Origin of the sequence: Acidovorax delafieldii 2AN (assembly GCF_000175235.1) — a bacterium.
GTDB classification, from domain to species: domain Bacteria; phylum Pseudomonadota; class Gammaproteobacteria; order Burkholderiales; family Burkholderiaceae_C; genus Acidovorax; species Acidovorax delafieldii_B.
In genome coordinates, this window is record NZ_ACQT01000150.1 from 1 (window position 1) to 9047 (window position 9047).

The following is a 9047-nucleotide window of genomic DNA, read 5'->3' on the forward strand; positions in this document are numbered from 1 at the left end:
GCCCAGCGTGGTGCCCATGGTGCGTACGGCCGACTTGGCCATCGCCTGGGCCAGGCCGTCGCGTTTGCCGCCGCGCGGCCCGGTGCTGCCGAACAGCACGTCGTTGAGCCCGCCCAGCAGGCCGCCGCCTTCGTCGGCAGGTGCCCCGCTGGCAGCCTTGCCATTGCCCGTGCCCGCGGTGTTGCCGGCCTGCTCGCTCGCCTCGGCGGCGCGGCCTTTGAGTTTTTCATAGGCGGATTCGCGGTCCACCATCTTTTCGTACACGCCCGTCACCAGCGAATTGGCCATCAGCACTTGGCGCTGCTGGGGCGTGATGGGTCCGAGCTGGCTGCCCGGCGGCAGCACGAACACGCGTTCGGTCACGCTGGGGCGGCCCTTGGCGTCCAGAAAGCTCACCAGCGCCTCGCCCACGGCCAGCTCGGTAATGGCAGTTTCGATATCCAGGCCCGGCTTTTGCCGCATGGTGGTGGCGGTGGCCTTCACGGCCTTCTGGTCGCGCGGGGTGAAGGCGCGCAGCGCATGCTGCACGCGGTTGCCCAGTTGGGCCAGCACGCTGTCGGGGATGTCGAGCGGGTTCTGCGTGACGAAATACACGCCCACGCCCTTGGAGCGCACCAGGCGCACCACCAGTTCGATGCGCTCGATGAGCACCTTGGGTGCCTCGTTGAACAACAGGTGCGCCTCGTCGAAGAAAAACACCAGTTTGGGCTGCTCGGGGTCGCCGATCTCAGGCAGCTGCTCGAACAGCTCGGACAGCATCCACAAGAGGAAGGTGGCATACAGGCGCGGCGAGTTCATGAGCTTGTCGGCCGCCAGGATGTTGATCACGCCATGGCCGTCCACCGTCTGCATGAAGTCCTGGATGTTGAGCATGGGCTCGCCAAAGAACTTGTCGCCCCCCTGTTGCTCGATCTGCAACAGCCCGCGCTGGATGGCCCCCACGCTGGCGGCACTGACGTTGCCGTATTCGGTGGTGAACTCCTTGGCGTTGTCGCCCACATACTGCAGCATGGCGCGCAGGTCTTTGAGGTCCAGCAGCAGCATGCCGTTGTCGTCGGCGATCTTGAACACCAGGTTGAGAACGCCCAGTTGCGTCTCGTTCAGGTTGAGCATGCGGCCCAGCAGCAGCGGGCCCATGTCCGACACCGTGGCGCGCACTGGGTGGCCCTGTTCGCCGAACACGTCCCACAGCGTGGTGGGGCAGGCCAGGGGCGTGGGCAGGTCCAGGCCGCGCTCCTTGAGTACGGCGGCCAGCTTGTCGCCGATCTTCCCGGGCTGGCTGGCGCCGGTGAGGTCGCCCTTCACGTCGGCCATGAACACCGGCACGCCAATGCGCGAGAAGTTTTCGGCCAGGGTCTGCAGCGTTACCGTCTTGCCCGTGCCAGTGGCGCCGGTGATCAGCCCGTGGCGGTTGGCCAGGCCCGGGAGCAGGTGGCATTCAATCGTGTTGTGCTTGGCAATCAGCAGGGGTTCGGCCATTTAGGGTTTCCTCGGAGATCGGTGGCGGGCAAAAGTAAAATCGCGCCCACTAGATTAAATCAATACAAAAGGACTTCCCGTGGCAGGACACAGCAAATGGGCGAATATCCAGCACCGCAAGGGGCGGCAGGATGAAAAACGCGGCAAGATCTGGACCCGCATCATTCGCGAAATCACCGTGGCTGCCCGGGCCGGTGGCGGCGACCTGTCCGCCAATCCCCGCCTGCGCCTGGCGGTGGACAAGGCCAAGGCGGCCAACATGCCGGCCGACCGCATCAAATACAACATTGACAAGGCCACGGGCAACGCCGAGGGCATGACCTACGAGGAAATCCGCTACGAGGGCTACGGCATCGGCGGCGCGGCCATCATCATCGACACCATGACCGACAACCGCGTGCGCACCGTGGCCGAAGTGCGCCACGCGTTCAGCAAGCACGGCGGCAGCATGGGCACGGAAGGCTCGGTGGTGTTCCAGTTCAAGCATTGCGGCCAGCTCATCTTTGCGCCGGGTACCAGTGAGGACAAGGTGATGGAGGTGGCTTTGGAAGCGGGCGCCGAAGACGTGGTGACCGACGACGACGGCGCGGTGGAAGTGCTCACCGCCCCGGCCGACTTCGAGGCCGTGAAGAACGCGCTCGAGGCCGCGGGGTTGACCCCTGAGGTGGCTGGCGTGACCATGCGCGCCGAAAACACCGTCGAGCTCTCGGGCGACGACGCAGCCCGCATGCAAAAACTGCTGGACGTTCTGGAAGATCTGGACGACGCTCAAGAGGTCTATCACAACGCTGCACTATGAAAGTTCTTGTCATTGGCGGCGGCGGCCGGGAACACGCAATGGCCTGGAAGCTGAGCCAGTCCCCCAAGGTGACCAAGGTGTGGGTGGCGCCGGGCAACGGCGGCACGGCCCTCTCGAACAAGTTCGAGAACGTGGCCATCACGGACGTGCGTGAACTGCGCGCCTGGGCGCAGGCAGAAAAGATCGCTCTGACGGTGGTAGGCCCCGAGGCGCCCCTGGCCGCCGGCGTGGTGGACGAATTCCGGGCGCACGGCATGCGCATCTTCGGGCCTACCCGGGAGGCAGCGCAGCTCGAGAGCTCCAAGGCTTTCTCGAAGGCGTTCATGCGCCGCCACGGCATTCCCACGGCCGACTACGACACCTTCACCGATCCGGCAGCGGCCCACGCCTTCGTGGACCGCCTGGGCGCGCCCATCGTCATCAAGGCCGACGGCCTGGCGGCGGGCAAGGGTGTCGTCGTGGCCACGACGCTGCAAGAGGCCCACGATGCCGTGGACTTCATGCTGGTGGACAACAAATACGGCGTGACGCACAACGAGGGGGCGGACGGCAAGGCGGTGCCGCGCGTGGTGATCGAGGAATTCCTCGAAGGCGAAGAGGCCTCCTTCATCGTGCTGTGCGATGGCAAGAACGTGCTGGCCCTGGCCACGAGCCAGGACCACAAGCGCCTCAAGGATGGCGACGAAGGGCCCAACACCGGCGGCATGGGCGCGTACTCGCCCGCCCCCGTGGTGACGGCGGATGTGCACGCCCGTGCCATGCGCGAAATTATTCTGCCCACCATCCGGGGCATGGAAAAGGACGGCATTCCGTACACCGGTTTCCTGTATGCCGGACTGATGATCGATGCCAAGGGCCATCCCAAGACGCTCGAGTTCAACTGCCGCATGGGCGACCCCGAAACGCAGCCCATCATGATGCGCCTCAAGAGCGACCTGCTGGAGGTGCTAGGCGCCGCAGTGGACGGCAAGCTCGACCACATCGAGCTGCAGTGGGACCGGCGCACCGCCCTGGGCGTGGTGATGGCTGCGCATGGCTACCCCGAGGCTCCGCGCAAGGGCGATGCCATCACCGGCCTGCCCGCCGAGACGGATGACGCGGTGGTGTTCCATGCCGGAACGCAACTCCAGGATGGCGTGGTCAGCGTGACGGGTGGCCGCGTGTTGTGCGTGACGGTGCTGGCTGACAGCGTGAAGCAGGCGCAGCAGCGGGCCTACGATGTGGCGCGGGGCATCCACTTCGATGGCGCGCAGTACCGCCGCGACATTGGGCACCGGGCAGTCAAATAGCTCGCCCTTGGCGCCTTCCCCTGTCTCGCCTCGCTGTGCGCTGCGGGAGGGGGACGCCCCCGGCGCACGCAAGCGAAGTGCCGCCTGAGCGGCTTGGCGGCCCTTGCGCGGGGGCACCCGCCCTGGCAGCGACAGTTTCATGGACCGTGAGTGGCGCGCAGCGCAATGGACAATTGAAATGCAAGAACCTGGATTGAATCCGGCCGCGACCGTGGCGACCGTACGCAGCTATTTGCAGGGACTGCAGGCTCGCATCACCGACGCGCTGGAGGCCGTGGAAGGCGAGGGCGGTGCGCGCTTTTTGGCCGATGCCTGGAGCAAGGCGCCCGGCGAGCCGCTGCAGGGCGACGGCCTGACCAAGATCCTGGAGAACGGTCGCGTGTTCGAACGCGCGGGCTGCGGCTTCAGCCACGTGCGCGGCCCACAGCTGCCGCCCTCGGCCACGCAGCACCGGCCTGAGCTGGCGGGCGCGCCGTTCGAGGCCATGGGCGTGTCGCTGGTCTTCCACCCGCGCAACCCTTACGTGCCCACGGTGCACATGAACGTGCGCATGATTGCGGCGGGCCACCCAGGCCATGCGCCGACCTGCTGGTTTGGCGGCGGCATGGACCTCACGCCGTACTACGGGCTTGAGGAGGACGCGGTGCACTTCCATCGCACCTGCCGCGATGCCTTGGCGCCCTTTGGCGACGACAAGTACCCGCGCTTCAAGCAGTGGTGCGACGAATACTTCTACCTCAAGCACCGCAATGAACAGCGCGGTGTGGGCGGTGTGTTCTATGACGACTTTTCGGAGCTGGGCTTTGAACAGAGCCTGGCGATGACGCAGGCGGTGGGCGATGCCTTCCTCAAGGCCTACCTGCCCATTGTCGAAAAGCGCCAGGACACGCCCTATGGCGAGCGCGAGCGCGACTTCCAGCTCTACCGCCGAGGTCGCTATGTCGAGTTCAACCTGGTGTGGGACCGGGGCACGCACTTTGGCCTGCAGTCGGGCGGGCGCACCGAGTCCATCCTGCTGTCCATGCCACCGTTGGTGGCCTGGTCGTACCAGCGCAGCGATGCCGCCGATTCGGCCGAGGCGGCGCTCACAAAGCGTTTTCTGGTGCGGCGTGACTGGCTCGCTGGTGGTGCTGCCACGGCAGCCTGAAGGCTCAGGGATTCCGTGCACGAATCACCGCGCCATGTCCGGCTGCGGTCTTGGGTGGTCTTCGGCTTAGCAAATACCTGCCATGGGGACGGCTATTGCTGCGTTTTGCGCCGGGCAGCCCACCCCGATCCACAGCGCACACATTCCGCTCAATTCGTGCCGAGAATCCCTGGAAAGTGCAAAAGCTATAATTTCAATAGCTGTCCGCGCTTTTCACATGAGCGCAAGAGGCCAAAAACACCTCACATTGCTGCAGCGCCCCAGCACGACACCCGCGCAACACCCCAGGCGCAGCCCGCTGGCTGTGCGCTGCGTTGCACGCTATATTGATTCAATTCCCTCTCTAATCACCGCCTGATGACCACCTCCACCAAATCGGAAACCGCCGCCAAAAAAGACGTCACGAAGCTCCAGCGCGCCATCGTCGATGGCCTGGAGGACGTCAAGGCGCAAGACATCCAGGTCTTCAACACCGAGCATCTCTCGCCGCTGTTTGAACGGGTGATCGTGGCATCGGGCACCTCCAACCGCCAGACCAAGGCCCTGGCCGCCAGCGTGCGCGATGCGGTCAAGGAAGCGGGCTTCTCCAAGCCGCGCATCGAAGGCGAAGACAACGGCGAATGGATCATTGTGGACTGCGGTGCTGCCGTGGCGCACATCATGCAGCCCGCGATCCGCCAGTACTACCGCCTGGAAGAGCTATGGGGCGATACGCCCGTGCGCCTGAAGCTCGGCGCGGCCAAACCGGTTTCCAGCGCAGCCACCGAGCTGGCTGAGAAGAAGTCGGCCCAGAAGGCTGCCAAGTCGGGCGCGAAGGCTGCTGGCAAGGCACCTGCCAAGAAGGCTGCTGCCCCCACCGTAGCCGCCCGTTCGGGCAAGGCCACCGTCAAGGCGGTTGCCAAGACCGCTGCGAAGACGGCCGCCAAAACAGCACCCAAGCCGGCTGTAAAGGCTCCGGCCAAGGCTGCACCCGCCAAATCGGCCGCCAAGACAAGCACCGCCAAGCCAGCCAGCAAGACCGCCGGCGCAGGTGCCACCAAGAAGCCCGCAGCCACCAAGACCCCTGTCAAGACGGTGGTGGTCAAGCCCAGTGGCGCCAAGAAGCCTGCGGCCAAGAAGTCGCCAGCTGCCAAGTCCCCTGCGCGCGCAGCTGCCAAGCCAGCTTCAGCCGCGGCCAAGCCCGCCGCCAAGAAGGCACCGGCCCGCAAGGGCTGATCTTCAGTCGCAGGGCACCGAACCTTGGTGCGCTGCGGCGACCACCTTCACGCATCCAGGTTGATCCATGAAGCTGCTGATAGTGGCGGTCGGGCAGCGGGTGCCCGACTGGGCGCAAACCGCGTACGACGACTACGCCAAGCGCTTTCCGCCCGAACTCAAGGTCGAACTCAAGGCCGTCAAGACCGAACCACGCGGCTCCAAGACCCTGGAGACGTTGTATGCCGCCGAGCGCGAGCGGATCGAAGCCGCCATTCCGCGCGGCACCCGCGTGGTGGCCTTGGACGAACGCGGCACCAGCCTCACCACCAAAGCCCTGGCTGAGCGGCTCAAGGGCTGGCAGCTGGGCGGCGACGATGTGGCGCTGGTCATCGGGGGGCCGGACGGGCTGGACCCGGCCTTTCGCCAGGGCGCGCACGAACGCATCCGCCTGTCGGACCTGACCTTGCCCCACGCCATGGTGCGGGTGCTGCTCATTGAGCAGCTGTACCGGGCTTGGTCGGTGAATGCAGGGCACCCCTACCATCGTGAGTGACGCAGGTGCGCGGTAATGCGTGCTTATTCAACTGCGTTTTTCATAGCTGCTCGCGCTTGATGGATAAGCGCTAGAGCCGGTTTTTATTCAAAATCCGTCCATGCCCGACTTTATCTACCTTGCCTCCCAGAGCCCCCGTCGGCGCCAGCTGCTTGAACAGCTGGGTGTGCGCCACGAACTGTTGTTGCCCAACGTGCAGGGTGACCAGGCCGAAGACACCGAATCCATCGAGGCCGTGTTGCCCGGCGAGGCGCCCACGGCCTATGTGGAGCGTGTAACCGGTCTCAAGCTCGATGCCGCCGTGGCCCGGCGCACGCGCCGTGGTTTGCCGGATGCCCCCATTCTTTGCTCCGACACCACTGTGGCCCTGGGTCGCACCATTTATGGCAAGCCCGACGATGCGCCCCACGCCGTGCGCATGCTGGCTGAGCTGGCAGGGCGCGAACACCGTGTCCTCACCGCCGTGGCGCTGCAGGTCGGCGCCAAGCGCCTGGCGGCGTTGTCCGTTTCGCGCGTGACCTTTGCCGCCATGACGCCTGCGCAGATCGACGCCTATGTGGCCACTGGCGAGCCGCTGGGCAAGGCGGGCGCCTACGGCATCCAGGGCAGGGCCGCGGCATATGTGCAGCACATGGCCGGCAGTTATTCAGGCATCATGGGCCTGCCCATGTACGAGACGGCTCAACTGCTGCGCGCGGCGGGCTTCGCGCTTTGACCCGTCCCTGATCCGTTGACGGGGCCGTTGCGCCCGAATCTCCGCCAAACTTGCCCCGCAAAAAAGCCGCTCAGCAGCTGCCCGGCTCGGCGCCACGTGGGGTTGCTGGCACTGCGCCGTGGGGAAATGTACTTGATTACCGAGAACGACAAGCCATGCAACAAGACATCCTGATCAACTGGTCGCCGCAGGAAACCCGGGTGGCCGTCGTCGAGCACGGCGCCGTGCAGGAGTTGCACATCGAGCGCACGCTGGAGCGGGGCCTGGTGGGCAACGTTTACCTGGGCAAGGTGTCGCGCGTGCTGCCCGGCATGCAGTCGGCCTTCATCGACATCGGACTGGAGCGTGCGGCGTTTTTGCACGTGGCTGACGTGTGGCAGCGCCAGGACGGTGGCGAAGCGCCCATGTTCGCGCGCAAGGGTGAGCCCCCGGTGCCCATTGAAAAACAGGTGTTCGAGGGGCAGTCTCTGATGGTGCAGGTGATCAAGGACCCCATCGGCACCAAGGGGGCAAGGCTGTCCACGCAGATCAGCATTGCCGGCCGCTTGCTGGTGTACCTGCCCCAGGACGATCATGTTGGCGTGTCCCAAAAAATACCTGTGGCCGAGCGTGATGCCCTGCGTGCCCGCCTGCAGGCACTGGTGGGGGACAAGGCGTCGGGCGGTGGTGGCGGCTTCATCTTGCGCACGAACGGCGAGGATTCTTCCGACGCCGAACTGGCCGAAGACATTGCCTACCTGCGAAAAACCTGGGCGCGCATCAAGGAGGCATCGCTCAGGCTGCCGGCCACGTCGTTGCTTCACCAGGACCTGGATCTTTTGCAGCGCGTGCTGCGCGACTTGGTGGGTGACCACACCCAGACCATCCGCATCGACTCGGTGGAACAGTTCCATCGCTTGCGCGCGTTCGGGCAGGAATTCATGCCTGCGGCCGCCGGAAAGCTCCAGCACTACAAGGGCGAGCGGCCCATTTTCGATCTGTATTCGATCGACGAAGAAGTATCGAAGGCGCTCGGGCGCCGGGTGGATCTCAAGTCGGGCGGCTATCTCATCGTGGACCAGACGGAAGCGTTGACCACAGTTGATGTGAATACGGGCGGCTTCGTGGGTGCGCGTAATTTTGACGACACCATCTTCAAGACCAACCTCGAGGCCGCGCAAGCCATTGCGCGCCAGTTGCGGCTGCGCAACCTGGGCGGCATCATCATTGTGGATTTCATCGACATGGCTCGTGAGGACCACCAGGAGGCGGTGCTTACCGAATTCAAGAAGCAGCTCGCACGAGACCGGGTGAAGACCATGTCGGGTGGCTTCTCGCAGCTGGGACTGGTGGAGATGACGCGCAAGCGCACACGCGAGTCGCTGGCGCATATGCTGTGCGAGCCTTGCAGCGTTTGCCAGGGTGCCGGGCAGGTAAAGACCGCGCGCAGCGTTTGCTACGACGTCTTGCGTGAAATCCTGCGCGAAGCCCGCCAATTCAACCCGCGGGAGTTCCGTGTAGTGGCATCGCCGCGCGTGGTGGAGTTGTTCCTCGATGAGGAAAGCCAGCATCTGGCGGGCTTGAGTGATTTCATTGGCAAGCCCATTTCGCTCCAGGCCGAGAGCGCCATGGGGCAGGAGCAGTACGACATCGTCCTGCTGTAGCGAAAGGGGCGGGAAGGCTTGGCCGTCCAGCGCTGGCTTTCTGTATCACGTGCATGTCCCTGGGGAGCGCGACATCTTGCGGAAGCTCTTGGACCAGCCCCTTCGAAGTTGGTGTTGACAGACGGGCTGCGACGTTGCCTATCTTTTTGTGGACGCCTTGGAAGAGGCGGTTGCAGGGCGGAGTTGAGTGAAGGAAGGTGGGGCGGCCTTCTTTTGTTCGTGCCC

Annotated in this window: 8 protein-coding genes; 7 read left to right on the forward strand and 1 reads right to left on the reverse strand. The window is 64.9% G+C overall.

Going from position 1 to position 9047, the window contains the following annotated elements; translation table 11 throughout:
* Positions 1-1479: helicase HerA-like C-terminal domain-containing protein (locus ACDELDRAFT_RS15605; protein ID WP_005798495.1), on the reverse strand; the 1479-nt coding region annotated here is incomplete at its 3' end.
* A 79-nt stretch (positions 1480-1558) separates the two neighbouring features.
* Here ACDELDRAFT_RS15605 and ACDELDRAFT_RS15610 point away from each other — a divergent pair.
* The 7 genes from ACDELDRAFT_RS15610 to rng all read left to right on the forward strand — a co-directional run bounded on the left by ACDELDRAFT_RS15610 (position 1559) and on the right by rng (position 8822).
* Positions 1559-2278: a YebC/PmpR family DNA-binding transcriptional regulator gene (locus ACDELDRAFT_RS15610; protein ID WP_005798496.1), complete on the forward strand. Its 720-nt coding sequence runs from the start codon at positions 1559-1561 to the stop codon at positions 2276-2278.
* Positions 2275-3567 carry a phosphoribosylamine--glycine ligase gene (gene purD, locus ACDELDRAFT_RS15615; protein WP_040329481.1) on the forward strand — a complete coding sequence of 431 codons (1293 nt, stop codon included), beginning with the start codon at positions 2275-2277 and terminating at the stop codon, positions 3565-3567. Before ACDELDRAFT_RS15610 ends, purD begins: the two co-directional genes overlap by 4 nt.
* Positions 3568-3745: 178 nt before the next feature.
* Entirely contained in the window at positions 3746-4714 is a 969-nt protein-coding gene (hemF, locus tag ACDELDRAFT_RS15620) for an oxygen-dependent coproporphyrinogen oxidase (protein WP_005798498.1), read from the forward strand.
* 357 nt (positions 4715-5071) lie between these two features.
* Positions 5072-5929, forward strand: a complete 858-nt coding sequence (gene rsfS / locus ACDELDRAFT_RS15625; protein WP_005798499.1) for a ribosome silencing factor — start codon at positions 5072-5074, stop codon at positions 5927-5929.
* Positions 5930-5996: 67 nt separating this feature from the next.
* Positions 5997-6464 carry a 23S rRNA (pseudouridine(1915)-N(3))-methyltransferase RlmH gene (gene rlmH / locus ACDELDRAFT_RS15630; RefSeq protein ID WP_005798500.1) on the forward strand — a complete coding sequence of 156 codons (468 nt, stop codon included), beginning with the start codon at positions 5997-5999 and terminating at the stop codon, positions 6462-6464.
* A gap of 100 nt (positions 6465-6564) precedes the next feature.
* On the forward strand, positions 6565-7179 hold the full coding sequence (locus tag ACDELDRAFT_RS15635; protein WP_005798501.1) for a Maf family protein: 615 nt from the start codon (positions 6565-6567) through the stop codon (positions 7177-7179).
* 155 nt (positions 7180-7334) lie between these two features.
* Positions 7335-8822: a ribonuclease G gene (gene rng / locus ACDELDRAFT_RS15640; RefSeq protein WP_005798502.1), complete on the forward strand. Its 1488-nt coding sequence runs from the start codon at positions 7335-7337 to the stop codon at positions 8820-8822.
* Positions 8823-9047 lie beyond the last annotated feature (225 nt).